This is a genomic window from Streptomyces sp. YIM 121038 (assembly GCF_006088715.1).
Lineage (GTDB): Bacteria > Actinomycetota > Actinomycetes > Streptomycetales > Streptomycetaceae > Streptomyces.
On record NZ_CP030771.1, the window covers coordinates 2,631,129 to 2,647,268 of the forward strand.

The 16,140-nt window shown below is 71.0% G+C and carries 15 protein-coding genes; 1 reads left to right on the top strand and 14 read right to left on the bottom strand.

Annotation, left to right across the window (positions count from 1 at the left end):
• Positions 1-43: 43 nt before the first annotated feature.
• The 13 genes from pgi to C9F11_RS10970 all read right to left on the bottom strand — a co-directional run bounded on the left by pgi (position 44) and on the right by C9F11_RS10970 (position 14,308).
• Positions 44-1,690: a glucose-6-phosphate isomerase gene (pgi, locus tag C9F11_RS10910; protein ID WP_138959081.1), complete on the bottom strand. Its 1,647-nt coding sequence runs from the start codon at positions 1,688-1,690 to the stop codon at positions 44-46.
• A gap of 58 nt (positions 1,691-1,748) precedes the next feature.
• The gene (locus tag C9F11_RS10915; protein WP_138959082.1) at positions 1,749-3,008 is read right to left on the bottom strand and encodes an MFS transporter; all 1,260 of its coding nucleotides are present in this window, start codon (positions 3,006-3,008) and stop codon (positions 1,749-1,751) included.
• Between the two features lie 177 nt (positions 3,009-3,185).
• Positions 3,186-3,521, bottom strand: a complete 336-nt coding sequence (locus tag C9F11_RS10920; protein WP_003957010.1) for an RNA polymerase-binding protein RbpA — start codon at positions 3,519-3,521, stop codon at positions 3,186-3,188.
• A 250-nt stretch (positions 3,522-3,771) separates the two neighbouring features.
• Entirely contained in the window at positions 3,772-4,002 is a 231-nt protein-coding gene (gene secG / locus C9F11_RS10925; RefSeq protein ID WP_030687882.1) for a preprotein translocase subunit SecG, read from the bottom strand.
• A 130-nt stretch (positions 4,003-4,132) separates the two neighbouring features.
• On the bottom strand, positions 4,133-4,909 hold the full coding sequence (tpiA, locus tag C9F11_RS10930; RefSeq protein WP_138959083.1) for a triose-phosphate isomerase: 777 nt from the start codon (positions 4,907-4,909) through the stop codon (positions 4,133-4,135).
• Positions 4,910-4,914: 5 nt separating this feature from the next.
• Positions 4,915-6,126: a phosphoglycerate kinase gene (locus tag C9F11_RS10935; protein ID WP_138959084.1), complete on the bottom strand. Its 1,212-nt coding sequence runs from the start codon at positions 6,124-6,126 to the stop codon at positions 4,915-4,917.
• A 119-nt stretch (positions 6,127-6,245) separates the two neighbouring features.
• Positions 6,246-7,256 (bottom strand): type I glyceraldehyde-3-phosphate dehydrogenase, encoded by a 1,011-nt coding sequence (gap, locus tag C9F11_RS10940; protein WP_030687888.1) that lies wholly within the window; start codon positions 7,254-7,256, stop codon positions 6,246-6,248.
• Positions 7,257-7,596: 340 nt separating this feature from the next.
• A complete protein-coding gene (gene whiA / locus C9F11_RS10945) occupies positions 7,597-8,598 on the bottom strand; it encodes a DNA-binding protein WhiA (RefSeq protein ID WP_138959085.1) in 1,002 nt (333 codons plus the stop codon).
• Complete coding sequence (gene yvcK, locus C9F11_RS10950; protein ID WP_138959086.1) at positions 8,589-9,605, bottom strand: uridine diphosphate-N-acetylglucosamine-binding protein YvcK; 1,017 nt, start codon at positions 9,603-9,605, stop codon at positions 8,589-8,591. Before yvcK ends, whiA begins: the two co-directional genes overlap by 10 nt.
• Positions 9,602-10,537, bottom strand: coding sequence for an RNase adapter RapZ (gene rapZ / locus C9F11_RS10955; protein WP_138959087.1), 936 nt, complete (start codon positions 10,535-10,537; stop codon positions 9,602-9,604). The genes yvcK and rapZ overlap by 4 nt, the downstream gene beginning before the upstream one ends.
• The gene (gene uvrC, locus C9F11_RS10960; RefSeq protein WP_249401683.1) at positions 10,534-12,654 is read right to left on the bottom strand and encodes an excinuclease ABC subunit UvrC; all 2,121 of its coding nucleotides are present in this window, start codon (positions 12,652-12,654) and stop codon (positions 10,534-10,536) included. The genes rapZ and uvrC overlap by 4 nt, the downstream gene beginning before the upstream one ends.
• Positions 12,655-12,746: 92 nt before the next feature.
• On the bottom strand, positions 12,747-13,631 hold the full coding sequence (locus C9F11_RS10965; RefSeq protein WP_249401684.1) for a hypothetical protein: 885 nt from the start codon (positions 13,629-13,631) through the stop codon (positions 12,747-12,749).
• 5 nt (positions 13,632-13,636) lie between these two features.
• On the bottom strand, positions 13,637-14,308 hold the full coding sequence (locus C9F11_RS10970) for a papain-like cysteine protease family protein (RefSeq protein ID WP_138959088.1): 672 nt from the start codon (positions 14,306-14,308) through the stop codon (positions 13,637-13,639).
• 267 nt (positions 14,309-14,575) lie between these two features.
• On the opposite strand from C9F11_RS10970, the gene C9F11_RS10975 reads away from it, so the two are divergent.
• Positions 14,576-15,520 carry a hypothetical protein gene (locus tag C9F11_RS10975; RefSeq protein ID WP_138966340.1) on the top strand — a complete coding sequence of 315 codons (945 nt, stop codon included), beginning with the start codon at positions 14,576-14,578 and terminating at the stop codon, positions 15,518-15,520.
• 86 nt (positions 15,521-15,606) lie between these two features.
• On the opposite strand, the gene C9F11_RS10980 is transcribed toward C9F11_RS10975, so the two are convergent.
• Positions 15,607-16,029 carry a Rieske (2Fe-2S) protein gene (locus tag C9F11_RS10980; RefSeq protein WP_138959089.1) on the bottom strand — a complete coding sequence of 141 codons (423 nt, stop codon included), beginning with the start codon at positions 16,027-16,029 and terminating at the stop codon, positions 15,607-15,609.
• Between the last annotated feature and the right edge of the window lie 111 nt (positions 16,030-16,140).

Here is a 16,140-nt window from a genome sequence, read left to right on the forward strand (position 1 = left end):
GACAGGGCCCGGCGGTCCGGGGCGCCGGGCCCGGCCGTCGGGCTCAACGGCCGCGCAGGGCGCGGTACTTCGTGACCAGGGCCGTCGTGGACGGGTCGAGGCCGGGGACGTCCGCGCCCTGGGTCAGGGCGGGTTCGACGCGCTTGGCGAGGACCTTGCCCAGCTCGACGCCCCACTGGTCGAAGGAGTCGATGTTCCAGACCGCGCCCTGGACGAACACCTTGTGCTCATAGAGCGCGATGAGCTGGCCCAGCACCGAGGGCGTCAGCTCCCGCGCGAGGATCGTCGTCGTGGGATGGTTGCCCCGGAACGTCTTGTGCGCCACCAGGTCCTCCGCCACCCCCTCGGCCCGCACCTCCTCAGGCGTCCTGCCGAAGGCCAGCGCCTGCGTCTGCGCGAAGAAGTTGGCCATCAGCAGATCGTGCTGGCCCGCGAGCGCACCCAGCTCCTCGACCGGCCGCGCGAAGCCGATGAAGTCCGCCGGAATGAGCTTCGTACCCTGATGAATCAGCTGGTAGTACGCGTGCTGGCCGTTGGTGCCGGGCGTGCCCCACACCACCGGACCGGTCTGCCACTCCACCGCCCTGCCGTCCCGGGTCACGGACTTGCCGTTGGACTCCATGTCCAGCTGCTGCAGATACGCCGTGAACTTCGACAGATAATGCGAATACGGCAGCACCGCATGCGACTGCGCGTCATGGAAGTTGCCGTACCAGACACCCAGCAGCCCGAGCAGCAACGGCACATTCGCCTCCGCCGGAGCCGTACAGAAATGCTCATCCACCAGACGGAAACCCTCCAGCATCTCCCCGAACGCATCCGCACCGACCGCGATCATCAACGACAGACCGATCGCCGAATCGAAGGAGTAACGACCCCCCACCCAGTCCCAGAACCCGAACATGTTCGCCGTGTCGATACCGAAGTCCGCCACCTTCTCGGCATTCGTCGACAGCGCCACGAAATGCCTGGCCACGGCCGCCTCGTCACCAAGGGACGCCAGGAGCCAGGAACGGGCAGCCTCGGCATTGGTGATCGTCTCGATCGTCGTGAACGTCTTGGACGCGATGACGAACAACGTCTCCGCCGCATCCAGATCCCGCACGGCCTCGTGCAGATCGGCACCGTCCACGTTCGACACGAAACGGACCGTCACATCGCGGTCGGTATAAGCACGCAACGCCTCATAAGCCATCGCCGGACCGAGGTCGGAACCCCCGATACCCACATTGACCACGTTCTTGATCCGCTTGCCGGTGTGGCCCCTCCACTCACCCGAACGGACCTGCCCCGCGAACGCCGCCATCTTCTCCAGCACCGCGTGCACACCCGCCACCACGTCCTCACCGTCGACCTCGACCACGGCATCCGCCGGGGCACGCAGCGCCGTGTGCAGCACCGCCCGCCCCTCCGTCGTATTGATCCTCTCGCCCCGGAACATGGCATCCCGCAACCCGAACACATCAGTGGCGGCGGCCAGTTCCCGCAAGAGCGCGAGGGTCTCGTCCGTGATCAGGTGCTTGGAATAGTCGATGTGCAGATCGCCGACCTGCGCCGTGTAGCGCTCGGCACGGCCGGGGTCAGCGGCGAACAGCTCCCGCAGCCGCACCTCCCCCAGCTGCTCCCGGTGCTTGACCAGGGCCGTCCACTCGGCCGTCTGGTGGAGCCTGGTGCGGCCAACTGCGTTCATCTGTGCTTCCGCCCTCTCTCGTACAACGTGCGTGCGTACGCCCCACTGCGCTCCCAACCTAGTTGATCAGCGTGTGGTGCGAGGTGTCCGTCGGCTTGAGCGCGGGGGTGAGCACGACGACCGAGAGCGCGAACAGGACGGCCGCCAGCAGCATCGGCGTGTTGGGCCCCCGGAGCGCGGCCGCGGCCCCGCCGAGCATCGCCCCGAGCGGCGCCCCCGCGACGCCCAGGGTCCGGAACGCCGCGCTGATGCGGCCAAGGGCTGCGGCGGGCGCGCGCTCCTGCATCAGGGTGTGGGTACTGACGTTCCACACCATCCCCATGGCGCCGAACAGGGTCATGCTCGCGGTCAGGGCCGTGATGTCGCGGACCGTGCCCATGGCCACGAGCGCGGCGATCTGGGCCGTCCCGGCGGCGAGCACGGCGCGCACCCGCCCGAGCCGCCGGGCGAGGCGTCCGGCGAGCGCCCCGCCCACCAGGCTCCCGGCCGCGTACGCGGTCATGGCCGCCGCGTATCCGCCGCTGCCCGCGTGCAGCCAGTCGGTGACGAGGACGACGAGGGTGGCGAGGAGCGCGCCTATGCCGACGTTGCCCACCGCGGTGGCCGCGCACAGGCCCCGCAGCACCCGGTCCCGCCCCAGGACCCGCAGCCCGTGCGCGATGTCGGACCGCAGGGTGGCCCGGGCGGGTCCTGGCGAATCCCCGGGCGCGGGCACCCGCAGGGAGGCCACGAGCGCGGCCGCCACCAGATAGGTCACCGCGTCGGCCGCGTACGGCAGGCCGGGGCCGGCGGCGATCAGGAAGGGCACCGCGGGCGCGGCGAGGAGGCCCCCGGCGAGCTGCTGTCCGGTAAGGAGCCGGGCGTTGGCACCGCCCAGGTCCGCGCGGTCCACGAGGGCGGGCAGCAGGGCCGTGGCCGCGTTGTCGAACAGGGTCTGGAGCGTGGTGAGGACCAGGGCGAGCGCGATCAGCAGGCCGATGGAGGCGTGGCCGAGCGCCACGGCGAGGGCGAAGGCCCCGACGAGCACGCCGCGTGCCACGTCCACCCGCCACATGGCACGTCGCTGGTCCACCCGGTCGGCGACGGCGCCGCCGAGCAGCCCGAAGGCGAGCCACGGCAGATAGCCGCAGGCGGTCACGGAGGCTATGAGCAGCGGGTCGTCGGTGAGCGACGCGGCGAGCAGCGGCAGTGCCGCCTTGCGCAGCGAGTCACCGAAGCTGGAGAGCACGGCGGCGCTCCACAGCCTGCCGAATCCCCCGCGCCAGGCGAGGCTCCGCGCGCCGTCGGCACCGGCCCGCGCGGTCTCCGCAGCCGTCACAACTCCCCCCGTCCGCCGCGTGGTTCACGATCACCCACCACGGTAGGGGGCACCACTGACAACCGCCGGAGGAGACCGCGCTGACCTGCGCGTTCGGGGCTGACGGACGGGTGCGGCGAGGCGACGCCGAAATGGATCCGGCCGGGCACCTCGGGGTGCCCGGCCGGTTCTCAACTTCTAGATCTCGCCCCGCAGTTTGGCCAGCGCCTCGGCGAGGATGGCCTCGCCGTCCGCGTCGCTGCGCCGCTCGCGCACATACGCGAGGTGGGTCTTGTACGGTTCGGTGCGCGGCGGGTCCGGGGGGTTGTCCCGGTCCTGACCTGCCGGAAAGCCGCAGCGGGGGCAGTCCCATGTGTCGGGGACCTGCGCGTCGCTGGCGAAGCTCGGCTGCGTCTCGTGCCCGTTGGAGCACCAGAAGGAGATGCGCAGTCGCGGCGCGGACTCACCGCGCTCGGCCTCGCCCATCGGCCCCGCCCCGACCCGACTGCCTCGGATCGCGTTGCCACTTGCCACGGTCGTAACTCCCTGCGTGATGGTGCTGCCTGTTCGAACGGCGGCTGCGCCGCGGGGTCGACTGCCGGCTCCGCTGCGGGCGCCTCAGTCTACGTAAGGCCCAACGCGCGTCCAGTGTTGGGAGTTACACCCCACCCCGACACGCAAGCCCCATGATAAGCCGCGCGCGCGGGCGCGTACGGAACATGGGGCTATGAGCGGGACTTCAGGGCGTGGCCGCCTCGGCGTGGCAAGCGGCCGGTGCCTGTTGTCAGTTGTTGACCTTCATCAGGATGCCAAGCACGACAATGCTGGCGAACCAGAGCAGACCGACCACGACGGTGATGCGGTCCAGGTTGCGCTCGGCGACCGAGGAGCCACCGACCGACGACTGCATTCCGCCACCGAACATGTCGGAAAGGCCGCCGCCCTTGCCCTTGTGCATCAGCACCAGCAGCATCAGCAGCGCGCTGAAGACGATCAGGGCGATCGAGAACCCCATAACCACGGCTGGACCAACTTCCTCGGATCTGAATCGACGACGGGGGCCGAAGCTTACTCCGCGAGCGTTTCCCGCTCACTTTCAAGCCCCGACCCCCGCAAGGGTACGTCGTAACGGCGTTAGCGCATACTCACTGCTCGGTGAAGCGAACGATCTTGACGAACTCGTCCGTGTCCAGGCTCGCGCCGCCCACCAGGGCGCCGTCGATGTCGGGCTTCGCCATGATCTCCGCGACGTTGCCGGACTTCACGGAGCCGCCGTACTGGATGCGGACCCGGTCGGCGAGCTCCTGCGTGTACAGCTCGGCGAGCTTGCCGCGGATCGCCGCGCAGACCGCCTGCGCGTCGTCGGCGCCGCAGACCTTGCCGGTGCCGATGGCCCAGACGGGCTCGTACGCGATCACGATCGACTCGGCCTGCTCGGCCGGGACGTCCTTGAGGCCGCCCTCGACCTGGGCCAGGGTGTGCGCGACGGCGTTGCCCGCCTCACGGACCTCCAGTTCCTCGCCGACGCACAGGATCGGCGTGATGCCGTGCTTGAAGGCCGCCTGCACCTTGGCGTTGCAGATCTCGTCGGTCTCGTTGTGGTACTGGCGGCGCTCGGAGTGGCCGACGGCCACGTACGTGCACTTCAGCTTCGAGAGCATCGGGCCCGAGATCTCACCGGTGTACGCGCCGGAGTCGTACGCCGAGATGTCCTGGGCGCCGTACTTGATCTTGAGCTTGTCGCCGTCGACCAGGGTCTGCACGGAGCGCAGATCGGTGAAGGGCGGCAGGACGGCGACCTCGACGGTCTCGTAGTCCTTGTCGGCGAGCGCGAACGCGAGCTTCTGGACGTGCGCGATGGCCTCGAGGTGGTTGAGGTTCATCTTCCAGTTGCCCGCCATCAGCGGCGTGCGCGTGCTCATTAAGGTCAGTCCTCCAGTGCGGCGAGGCCGGGGAGCGTCTTGCCCTCGAGGTATTCGAGGGAGGCGCCGCCGCCGGTCGAAATGTGGCCGAATGCGTTTTCGTCGAAGCCCAGGTTACGGACGGCCGCGGCGGAGTCGCCGCCGCCCACCACGGTGAAGCCGTCGCAGTTGAGCAGGGCCCGGGCGACGGCGGCGGTGCCGCCGGCGTAGTCGGGGTGCTCGGCGACGCCCACCGGCCCGTTCCAGAAGACCGTCTCGGCGTCGGCGATCTTCGCGGCGAATAGCTCGCGGGTCTTGGGGCCGATGTCCAGGCCCTCCATGGTCGCCGGGATGCTGTCGGCGTCGACCGTCTCGAAGTCGGCCGGGGCCTTGGTCTTCAGGTCGGGGAAGTCGGTGGAGACCAGGACGTCCACCGGGAGCACCAGCTCGACGCCGTTCTTCTCGGCGCGCTCCATGTACTCGGTGACGACCGGGATCTGGTCCTCCTGGAGGAGGGAGATCCCGACCTCGTGGCCCTTGGCCTTGAGGAAGGTGTACGCCATGCCGCCGCCGATCAGGAGGCGGTCGGCCTTGCCGAGCAGCTCGTCGATGACCGCGAGCTTGTCGGAGACCTTGGCGCCGCCGAGGATGACGGTGTAGGGGCGCTTGACGTCCTCGGTGAGCTTCTTCAGGACACCGACCTCGGTGGCGATCAGATGGCCCGCGTAGTGCGGCAGCTTGCCCGGCAGGTCGAAGACCGAGGCGTGCTTGCGGTGCACGGCACCGAAGCCGTCGCCCACGTACACGTCGGCGAGCTCGGCGAGCTGCGCCGCGAAGGCGCCGCGCTCGGCGTCGTCCTTGCTGGTCTCGCCCGCGTTGAAGCGCAGGTTCTCCACGACGGCGACCTGGCCGTCGGCCAGGCCCGCGACGGCGGCCTTGGCCGAGTCGCCGACCGTGTCGGTGGCGAACCGCACGTCCGCGCCCAGGAGTTCACCGAGACGGGTGGCGGCCGGGGCGAGCGTGAAGGCGGGGTCCGGGGCGCCCTTGGGGCGGCCCAGGTGCGAGGCGACGACCACCCGGGCGCCCGCGTCGGCGAGGGCCTTGACGGTGGGCAGGACGGCGCGGATGCGGCCGTCGTCGGTGATCGTGGTGCCGTCGAGGGGCACGTTCAGGTCCGCGCGGACGAAGACCCGCTGGCCCGCGACACCGCCGGCGAGCAGTTCATCGATCGTCTTCATAGAGGGGGACTCCTTGAGAGGGGCTGCGGAGAGGGCTTTGACATGCTGCAGGGTCCGGACGTTAACGGTCCGGACCCTGCTGCTCACATCTGGGTGCCTGCTCTAAGCGCGCGAGCGCCTCAGAGCTGACCGCCGACGAAGACCGTGAGGTCGACGAGGCGGTTGGAGTAGCCCCACTCGTTGTCGTACCAGCCGAGGATCTTCACCGAGTTGCCCTCCTGGACCATGGTCAGGGAGGAGTCGAAGGTGCAGGAGGCCGGGTCGCTGACGATGTCCGAGGACACGATCGGGTCCTCGGTGTAGAACAGGATGCCCTTGAGGTCGCCGTCGTCGGCGGCCTTCTTGAACGCGGCGTTGACCTCGTCCTTGGTGACCTCGCGCTGCAGCGTCACGACCAGGTCGGTGGCCGAGCCGGTCGGGACCGGGACGCGCATGGCGATGCCGTCCAGCTTGCCCTTGAGCTGCGGGAGGACCAGGGCGGTGGCCTTGGCGGCACCGGTCGTGGTCGGGATGATGTTCTCCGCGGCGGCGCGGGCACGGCGCAGGTCGGAGTGCGGGAAGTCCAGGATGCGCTGGTCGTTGGTGTACGCGTGGACCGTCGTCATCAGGCCCTTGACGATGCCGAAGTTCTCGTCGAGGACCTTGGCCATCGGCGCCACACAGTTGGTGGTGCAGGAGGCGTTGGAGATGACGTGGTGGTTGGCCGCGTCGTACTTGTCCTGGTTGACGCCCATCACGATGGTGATGTCCTCGTCCTTGGCCGGAGCCGAGATGAGGACCTTCTTCGCGCCACCGGCGATGTGCTTCTCGGCGTCGGCCTTCTTGGTGAAGATGCCGGTCGACTCGATGACGATGTCGACGCCGAGGTCGCCCCACGGGATGTCGGCGGGGTTGCGCTCGGACAGCACCTTGATGGTGTGGCCGTCGACGGTGATGGTGTCCTCGGTGTGGGACACCTCGGCCTTGAGGCGGCCGAGGATGGTGTCGTACTTCAGCAGGTGTGCGGTGGTCGCGGTGTCACCCAGGTCGTTGACAGCCACGATCTCGATGTCCGCACCCTGCTCAAGGAGCGCGCGGAAGTAGTTACGACCGATGCGGCCAAAGCCGTTGATGCCTACGCGGATCGTCACGAACCGATCTCCTCGTTGGTACGCCGGTCTGAGACGCCGGCGAGATGTATTGGGATGTCCCCGACCGCCTCCGACCCTACCTCTCCGAAGGCCTCCGGGTGACATCGAGAACCCCCCTGGAAGGCAATACCGTCCGGTAGTGAGAAGCACCACGCTCACCATGGCGCTCACCCGTTTCACCCCTTGCACGGGTGAGCGCAAATTCCGCGATTCGGACGCTGCCGGAGGGCCTTCCGGGCCCGGCGGCGGCCCTCGCCGGACCGGTCCGGCGGCCCTCGCCGGACCGGTCCGGCAGCCCTTCGCCGGACCGGTCCGGCAGCCCTCGCGTCAGGCCTCCGCGTCAGACCGCGAGGTTGTCCGCCATCTCCTCGGCGAGGTCCTCGGTCAGATTGGACTCCGTGCCGGGGATGCCCAGGTCCTGGGCCCGCTTGTCGGCCATCGCGAGCAGGCGGCGGATGCGCCCCGCGACCGCGTCCTTGGTCAGCGGCGGGTCGGCGAGCGCGCCCAGCTCCTCCAGGGAGGCCTGCTTGTGCTCCATGCGCAGCCGGCCCGCGGCCGCGAGGTGCTCGGGGACCTCCTCGCCGAGGATCTCCAGGGCGCGCTGCACCCGGGCGCCCGCGGCGACGGCGGCACGGGCCGAGCGGCGCAGATTGGCGTCGTCGAAGTTGGCGAGGCGGTTGGCGGTGGCGCGCACCTCGCGCCGCATCCGCCGCTCCTCCCAGGCGAGCACGGACTCGTGGGCGCCCAGGCGCGTCAGCAGGGCGCCGATCGCGTCCCCGTCACGGACGACCACGCGGTCCACGCCGCGCACCTCGCGGGCCTTCGCGGCGATCTGCAGCCGCCGGGCGGCGCCGACCAGGGCGAGGGCGGCCTCCGGACCCGGGCACGTCACCTCAAGGGAGGACGAGCGGCCGGGCTCGGTGAGCGAGCCGTGGGCGAGGAAGGCCCCGCGCCAGGCGGCCTCGGCGTCGCAGGTGGCCCCCGAGACCACCTGCGGCGGCAGGCCGCGGATGGGACGGCCGCGGCCGTCCACCAGGCCGGTCTGGCGGGCCAGCTGGTCGCCGCCCGCGACCACGCGGACCACGTAGCGCGAGCCGCGGCGCAGGCCGCCGGGGGCCATCACGATCAGCTCGGAGCCGTGCCCGAAGATCTCCAGGATGTCCCGCTTGAGCCGGCGCGCCGCCATCGCCGTGTCCAGCTCCGCCTCGATCACGATGCGGCCGCTGACCAGGTGCAGCCCGCCCGCGAACCGCAGGATCGCCGAGACCTCCGCCTTCCTGCAGCAGGTCCGGGTGACGGGAAGCCGGGAGATCTCGTCCTTCACCGCTGCCGTCATCGCCATGGGCCGATCCTTCCATGCATCCGAAAAATACGGTCGTACGCGGCGGCAAGCAGCTCCGGGTCGTGCTTGGGGCTGCCGTCCTCGCGGGCCACCGGCGCCAGCTCCACCGTGGCACCGAACCGCTTGGCGGCATCGGTCAGGGACCCACGGTCGGGCACGGCGGCCTCGTCGGCCAGCACCACGTCCAGGGCGAGTTTAGGGGCGTGTCGGGCCAAAACCTCCAAATGACGCTGCGGAGAGAAGCCTTCGGTTTCTCCGGGCTGCGGTGCGAGGTTGAGCGACAGGACCCGGCGGGCCTTCGTCTCCGTGAGCGCGTCGAGCAGCTCGGGCACGAGCAGGTGCGGGATCACGGAGGAGAACCAGGAGCCGGGCCCGAGGACCACCCAGTCGGCGTCCAGGACGGCGGCGACCGCCTCCGGGACGGCGGGCGGGGCCTGCGGGACCAGGTGCACGGACTGCACCTCGCCGGGGGTGAGCGCCACGGTGGCCTGGCCGCGCACGGTGTCCACGTCGTCCGGGCGCTCCGGGTCGTGGCCCTTGACCAGGGCCTCCAGCTCCAGGGGCACCGCGGACATGGGCAGCACGCGCCCCTGTGCGCCGAGCAGCTTGCCGACCAGGTCGAGCGCCTGGACGTGGTCGCCGAGCTGCTCCCACAGGGCGACGATCAGTACGTTCCCGACCGCGTGCTCGTGCAGGTCGCCGCGGGACTGGAAGCGGTGCTGGATGACGCGGGCCCAGGTCTGGCCCCAGTCGTCGTCGCCGCAGAGCGCGGCGAGCGCCTTGCGCAGGTCGCCGGGCGGCAGCACGCCGAGCTCCTGGCGCAGGCGGCCGCTGGAGCCGCCGTCGTCGGCGACGGTGACGACGGCGGTGAGGTCCCCGGTGATGCGGCGCAGGGCGGCGAGCGAGGCGGACAGGCCCATGCCGCCGCCGAGGGCGACGACCTTGGGCTGGGCGCCCCGCTTGCGGCCCATGCGGTTCAGACGGAGCACCCGGCGGTTGGGCTTCATTCGCGCCCCATGTCCCGGTGGACGATGACCGTTTCGATGCCGGCGGAGGACAGGCTCGCGGCGAGCTTCTCGGAGGTGGCGACGGAGCGGTGCTTGCCGCCCGTACAGCCCACGGCGATGGTCACGTACCGCTTGCCCTCGCGGCGGTAGCCCGCGGCGATCAGCTGGAGCAGCTCGGTGTAGCGGTCGAGGAACTCCTTGGCGCCCGGCTGGTTGAAGACGTACGCCGACACCTCTTCGTTGAGACCGGTGTAGGGGCGCAGCTCCGGGACCCAGTGCGGGTTGGGCAGGAAGCGCATGTCGACCACGAGGTCCGCGTCGACCGGCAGGCCGTACTTGAAGCCGAAGGACATGACCGTGGCCCGCAGCTCGGGCTCCTCGTCGCCCGCGAACTGGGCGTCCATCTTGGCGCGCAGCTCGTGCACGTTCAGGCTGGAGGTGTCGATGACCAGGTCTGCGTCGCCGCGCAGCTCGCGCAGGAGCTCGCGCTCGGCGGCGATGCCGTCGACGATGCGGCCGTCGCCCTGCAGCGGGTGCGGGCGGCGGACGGACTCGAAGCGGCGCACCAGGGCGTCGTCCGAGGACTCCAGGAAGACGATGCGCCGGGTGACGTGCTTGGACTCCAGGTCCGCGAGGGACTCGCGGAGGTTGTCGAAGAAACGGCGGCCGCGCACGTCGACGACGACCGCGATGCGGGCGACGTTGCCCTGCGAGCGGGCGCCCAGCTCGACCATGGTGGGGATCAGTGCGGGCGGCAGGTTGTCCACGACGAACCAGCCGAGGTCCTCCAGGCACTTGGCGGCCGTGCTGCGGCCCGCGCCGGACATGCCGGAGATGATCACCAGCTCCGGGATGGCCGCTTCGGCGGCCTCGCCCGGCTCGATGGTCGTGCCCGTACTCACCTGGGTACCGCCTTCGTCGTGCTCGCTCATGTCTCCATCCCCCGTCGTGGTTCCGGGGCGCCCACGGGTGTGGCCGTCCCGCCTTCCTTCGGGGCCGCGGTCGGTGTGGCCCCCTGGCCGTTCAGCGAGTCGTCCGCCGGGGCGGGCTCCTCGCCTGTATCCGAGTCTCCCGTCCCCACGGGGTCCTCGTCCTCCATGATCTCTCCTGTGGCGGTGTTCACGGCGGGGGGTGCCGGGGCCGCCTGGGCGAAGGCCGCGAGGACGGCCTCCGCCGTCTTGCGGCCGACGCCGGGAACCTCGCAGATCTGGTCGATGGTGGCGGACCTGAGCCGCTTCAGCGACCCGAAGTGCTTGATCAGTATCTGCTTCCTGGACTCGCCGAGGCCGGACACGTCGTCCAGGGGACTCGCTCTGAAGCGCTTGGTCCGTTTGGTCCGCTGATACGAGATAGCGAAACGGTGCGCCTCGTCTCGCACGCGCTGGAGCAGATAGAGGCCCTCGCTGGTGCGCGGCAGGACCACGGGGTCGTCCTCGCCGGGCACCCAGACCTCTTCGAGGCGCTTGGCGAGGCCGCAGACCGCGATGTCGTCGATGCCCAGCTCGTCCAGGGCCCGCTGGGCGGCGGCTACCTGCGGCTGCCCGCCGTCCACGACGACGAGCTGCGGCGGATACGCGAACCTCTTGGGGCGGCCGTCGTCCTCGGTGAGGCCCTCCTGGGCCTCCTCCGGGCTCCACTCCCCCGTCTTCTCCTTCTCGACGAGGTAGCGCCGGAAGCGCCGCGTGATCACTTCGTGCATGGACCGGACGTCGTCCTGTCCTTCGAAGCCCTTGATCTGGAAGCGGCGGTACTCGCTCTTGCGGGCGAGCCCGTCCTCGAAGACGACCATGGAGGCGACCACGTCGTCGCCCTGGAGGTGCGAGATGTCGTAGCACTCGATGCGCAGGGGCGCGCTGTCGAGCTCCAGGGCCGCGGCGATCTCCTCCAGGGCCCGGGAGCGCGTGGTGAGGTCGGAGGCGCGCTTGGTCTTGTGCAGGACGAGCGACTGCTGGGCGTTGCGCGCGACGGTCTCCATGAGGGCCTTCTTGTCGCCGCGCTGCGGGATGCGCAGCGACACGTTCGACCCGCGGCGCTGGGTGAGCCACTCCTGGACGGGCCCCACGGGGTCGGGCAGCGCGGGGACGAGCACCTCCTTGGGCACGGAGTCGCCGCGCTCCTCGCCGTAGAGCTGCTGGAGCGCGTGCTCGACGAGGTCGGCGGTGGTGACGGCCTCGACCTTGTCGGTGACCCAGCCGCGCTGGCCGCGCACGCGTCCGCCGCGCACGTGGAAGATCTGGACGGCGGCCTCCAGCTCGTCCTCGGCGACGGCGATCAGGTCGGCGTCGGTGGCGTCGGCGAGGACGACCGCGCTCTTCTCCATCGCCTTCCTGAGGGCGTCTATGTCGTCGCGGAGGCGGGCCGCCCGCTCGTACTCCATCTCCTCGGCCGCGTCCGTCATCTGACGCTCCAGGCGCCGGATGTACGTGCCCGTGCGGCCGGTCATGAACTCGCAGAAGTCCTCGGCCAGTTCCCGGTGGTCCTCGGCGGAGATCCGGTCCACGCAGGGCGCGGCACACTTGCCGATGTAGCCGAGGAGGCAGGGGCGGCCGGTGCGGGCCGCGTTCTTGAAGACGCCCGCCGAGCACGTCCGCACGGGGAAGACGCGGAGCAGCAGGTCCACGGTGTCGCGGATGGCCCAGGCGTGGCCGTACGGACCGAAGTAGCGCACGCCCTTCTTCTTCTGACCGCGCATCACCTGCACGCGCGGGAACTCCTCGTTCATCGTCACCGCGAGGTAGGGATAGCTCTTGTCGTCGCGGTACTTGACGTTGAAACGCGGGTCGTACTCCTTGATCCAGGTGTACTCCAGCTGCAGCGCGGCGGTCTCCGTGGCGACGACGGTCCACTCCACGGAGGCGGCCGTCGTCACCATGGTGGCCGTGCGCGGGTGCAGGTTCGCCAGGTCCTGGAAATAGCTGGCGAGGCGCTGGCGCAGGCTCTTGGCCTTCCCGACGTAGATCACACGGCGGTGCTCGTCACGGAACCTGTAGACCCCGGGCGAGTCGGGGATCTGTCCCGGCTTGGGGCGGTAGCTGGAAGGGTCGGCCATGTCGGACAGCCTACTGGCGGGGTATGACAGCGGCGCGGACCCGCCCGCCCCTGCGGCAGGGGCGGGCGGGCTCCGGCCGGAGCCGGGCGGTCTCAGCCGAGGCGGCGCGAGCGGCGCCGGACGAGCGCGGCCCCGGAGAGGCCGAGCGCGACGGCGGCGCCGGCGGCGGCCACCGAGGAGACCACGGTCACCGGACCGTCCGCGGACCCGGCGGCGGAGGCGGTCCTGCCCTCGGACCGGGGGGCGGCCGCGGGCTCGTCATAGCCTCCGGCCTTGCCGGACTTCGCGTACGCGGACCCCGGCAGCTTGTCCCCGTACGCCTTGTGCACCCGGCGCTGGTAGGCGGCGACCGTGGTGCCGTTCGCGCCGACGGCACGGATCGCGTCCCGGTCGAGCGGCAGGATCCGCTCTCCCTTCTGCACGTACCAGGCGTTGATCTGCGGCTCGATGAAGACGGTGCCTCCGGGGAGCTTGTCGGCGCCCACGCGTGCGTAGCGCGTCTCGTCGTTCCCGGTGGCGATGTTCACCACCTGCCAGGAGCCGGCCTGCCGGGCGGTCCACAGCGACGCCTTCTGGCCGTCGGAGGAGACCGCCTCGCTGGCGAGGAACTCCATGGCGGCGATCGGTGCGCCCTTCTTGCCCGCGACGAAGTCGGCCGCCAGGTAGTAGACGGGTACGGCCCGCTCCCCCGTCACGCGGGGCGCGGCCTTCGCCTTGCTGACGGCGCCGTCGCGGGCGAAGAACCGGGAGAGCGTGTCGAGGGTCTTCGGGGCCTCGGCCGCGTCGTGGGCGGCGCCCCGGGTGGCCTCGGAGGGAGCGGCGGGCGCGGGCGGCGCCGCCGGTCCGGAGTCGGCGGTGGCGTGCGGCGCCGCGAGCCCGAGCAGCAGCGCGGCGGCGGAACCGGCGAGCGTGGCCTTCAGGAGACGGCCACGGGCGTATCGGCTCTCTACGGAGACGCGGGGCAGGTGACGGGTCATCGCTCTCACGCCCCTATCCGGTACAGCGAGTGGGTCCAGGAGAACGTGTTGTTGTTGGTGTACCAGGAGTGCGACGCCCAGTTGTAGCGGTCGTTCGACGGCCACGGGTCGCCCCAGTAGACCCAGCTGTTGGCGGTGTCGTAGCCGTAGAGGGTGTGCATGTGGCCGCCGCCGTTGGACCACTGGATGCGGGTCTCGACGGGACGGTTGGCGTTGACCTCGGCCTGCACGGTGTCGTACCGCAGCCAGCCGGTGACGTACGAGCCGCGGTTGATGCCCATCCAGCCCAGGGCGGTCTGCACGTTGCCCAGGGTGGCCTGGTTGTTGGGGCACTCGGTGTTCTGGCTGCGGTTGAAGGCCGCGTTGCAGAACTGGTTCTGGGAGTAGTTCTTGCCCATGAAGGTGGCGATGGTGTTGCCCGCCGCCGCCCAGCACCAGTTGGTCTTCTGCTGTGCCTGCATGGTGAGGTTCAGGCGCTTGGCCGCGAGGGCGGACGGGGCTGCGACGCGCTCACCGGCCGCGGGGGCCGACACGGAGGACGCTGTGGAGCGCGGCGCGGCGGTGTCGTGCGGGGCCGCAACGGCCGTTGCCGTCGGCACGGCCGCCAGGGCCGTCACGGCGACGGCGAGGGCGGAAAGCCGTCTCCGCCGACTGGAGTTGCTGGATCTGTGGTGCATCGCGGTCCTCCCGAGCAGTGGGGGTTTGAGGTGGAGGAACGCGTCCGGACGCTGGATTGAGCATCAAGCCTTGTTGACTTCCGGTCAACACGCTTCAATGCGGGGTTAATGGAACCGTGAACAACAGCCCACCCCTGTGAACACCGGCCGTACGCTCACCTGGTCGCCCGCTCCGATCAGCGCGTACACACCCACGGTCTGTGTGAACGTTCACAGAAAGGACCCGCGGTGCGGCCCGCGCCCTCCCCCACGCATCCCCCCACCCGCCTGCCCGCCTCTCCCCTCGCGGACACCGTCCCCGCGGAGCTCGCCTCCGCCCTGCGCACCGGCCCCTTCCACGTCGCGCTGCGCGCGGCGATCGCCGCGCGCAGACTGCCCCTGCAACGCGTGCGCCACCACCTCGCGCGCCACGGCGTCAGCGTCGGGGTGACCAGCCTCAGCTACTGGCAGCAGGGCGCGCGCCGCCCGCAGCGCGCCGAGTCGCTGCGGGCCGTGCGCGCCCTGGAGGAGATACTCGACCTCCCCGAGGAGTCCCTGATCCGGCTGCTCGCCCGTACCGACGACTGTCCTGACGGCGAACGGCCCCCCGCCCGTTCGTACCGCTCCCTGGTGGAGGCCGCCGACGTCCTCCAGGCCCTCCTGGGCGAGTTGGAGTCCCCGCTCGACGGCGGCCTGCACACCGTCGGCCACCACGAGCGCGTCCGCATCGGCGGAGCGCGCGAGCTGCTCGGCCGCGACTCGGAGCACATCGTGCGCGCGCACCGGGACGGCGTGGACCGCTACGTCGCCATCCACCACGGCGACCCGGGCTGCGCGCCCGAGCGCACCCGGGTCCTCGCCTTGGACAACTGCCGCACCGGGCGCGTCCGCTGGCACCACGACACCGGCGTCCTGGTCGCCGAGCTGCTCTTCGACGTGCGCCTGCGCGCGGGCGAGACGCATATGTTCCGCTACGGCTTCGAGGACGGCACGGCCGGGGTGAGCGGCGAGTACTTCCGCGGCTTCAGCTTCGCGGGCGGCCAGTACGCCCTCCAGGTCCGCTTCGCCAGGGGCGCCCTGCCCGTGCGCTGCCACCGCTTCACCCAGCACTCGGCGGCCGCCCCGCGCGTGGGGCGCAGGGAGCTCACGCTGACCGGCAGCCACCGGTCGGTGCACCTCGTGGAGCCGCAGGTGCGGGCCGGGATCGTCGGGATCGAGTGGGACTGGGACTGAGGGCGCAGGAACGGGCAGGGGGCACGGGCGTGGAGCCCGGGGAGCGGACGCCCAGTGAGCGCCCCGCCCGGGGCCCGCGCACCGCCTCAGGCCCCGGGGCCCGCCACGATCTTGCCGCCCGCCACCTTCACGGGCAGCTCCTCCAGGGGGGCCACGGCGGGCTCGTGCAGCACCTTGCCGTTCCTCGCGTCGAACTGGCTGCCGTGGCACTGACAGGTCAGCTTGCTGCCCTGGAGCTTGTGGATGGGGCACCGCGCGTGCGTGCAGATCGTGCTGAACGCCTTGTACTCGTCGTCCGCGATCCTGCTGACCACCACGTTGTGGTCGGTGTACAGCTTCGAGCCGCCCACGGCCACCTCGTCGGCCGCGCCCAGGTCCACCGGCTCGGTCGGCGCGGAGCGGCTGCCGTTGCCGTCGCCGGACGAGCAGGCCGTCAGACCGAGCCCGGCGACCGGGGCGAGCGCGGCCGCGCGCAGCACGGTGCGACGGGCGTGAGGGGTGCCGGACATGAGGTCTCCACAGGTCAGGAGGGTTTGGCGACGGGGCAGACCCTACCGTTACGGACCTTCGTGACCGCGCCCGGCACGAACGTGACCGTGTCGGCCCCGGCCGTGCCCGGG

Excerpts from the sequence above, each read along its gene's own strand:
- pgi (WP_138959081.1), bottom strand. The coding sequence starts at position 1,690 with ATGAACGCAGTTGGCCGCACCAGGCTCCACCAGACGGCCGAGTGGACG.
- secG (WP_030687882.1), bottom strand. The coding sequence starts at position 4,002 with ATGGGGTTCTCGATCGCCCTGATCGTCTTCAGCGCGCTGCTGATGCTG.
- tpiA (WP_138959083.1), bottom strand. The coding sequence starts at position 4,909 with ATGAGCACGCGCACGCCGCTGATGGCGGGCAACTGGAAGATGAACCTC.
- C9F11_RS10935 (WP_138959084.1), bottom strand. The coding sequence starts at position 6,126 with ATGAAGACGATCGATGAACTGCTCGCCGGCGGTGTCGCGGGCCAGCGG.
- whiA (WP_138959085.1), bottom strand. The coding sequence starts at position 8,598 with ATGGCGATGACGGCAGCGGTGAAGGACGAGATCTCCCGGCTTCCCGTC.
- yvcK (WP_138959086.1), bottom strand. The coding sequence starts at position 9,605 with ATGAAGCCCAACCGCCGGGTGCTCCGTCTGAACCGCATGGGCCGCAAG.
- rapZ (WP_138959087.1), bottom strand. The coding sequence starts at position 10,537 with ATGAGCGAGCACGACGAAGGCGGTACCCAGGTGAGTACGGGCACGACC.
- uvrC (WP_249401683.1), bottom strand. The coding sequence starts at position 12,654 with ATGGCCGACCCTTCCAGCTACCGCCCCAAGCCGGGACAGATCCCCGAC.
- C9F11_RS10965 (WP_249401684.1), bottom strand. The coding sequence starts at position 13,631 with ATGACCCGTCACCTGCCCCGCGTCTCCGTAGAGAGCCGATACGCCCGT.
- C9F11_RS10970 (WP_138959088.1), bottom strand. The coding sequence starts at position 14,308 with ATGCACCACAGATCCAGCAACTCCAGTCGGCGGAGACGGCTTTCCGCC.
- C9F11_RS10980 (WP_138959089.1), bottom strand. The coding sequence starts at position 16,029 with ATGTCCGGCACCCCTCACGCCCGTCGCACCGTGCTGCGCGCGGCCGCG.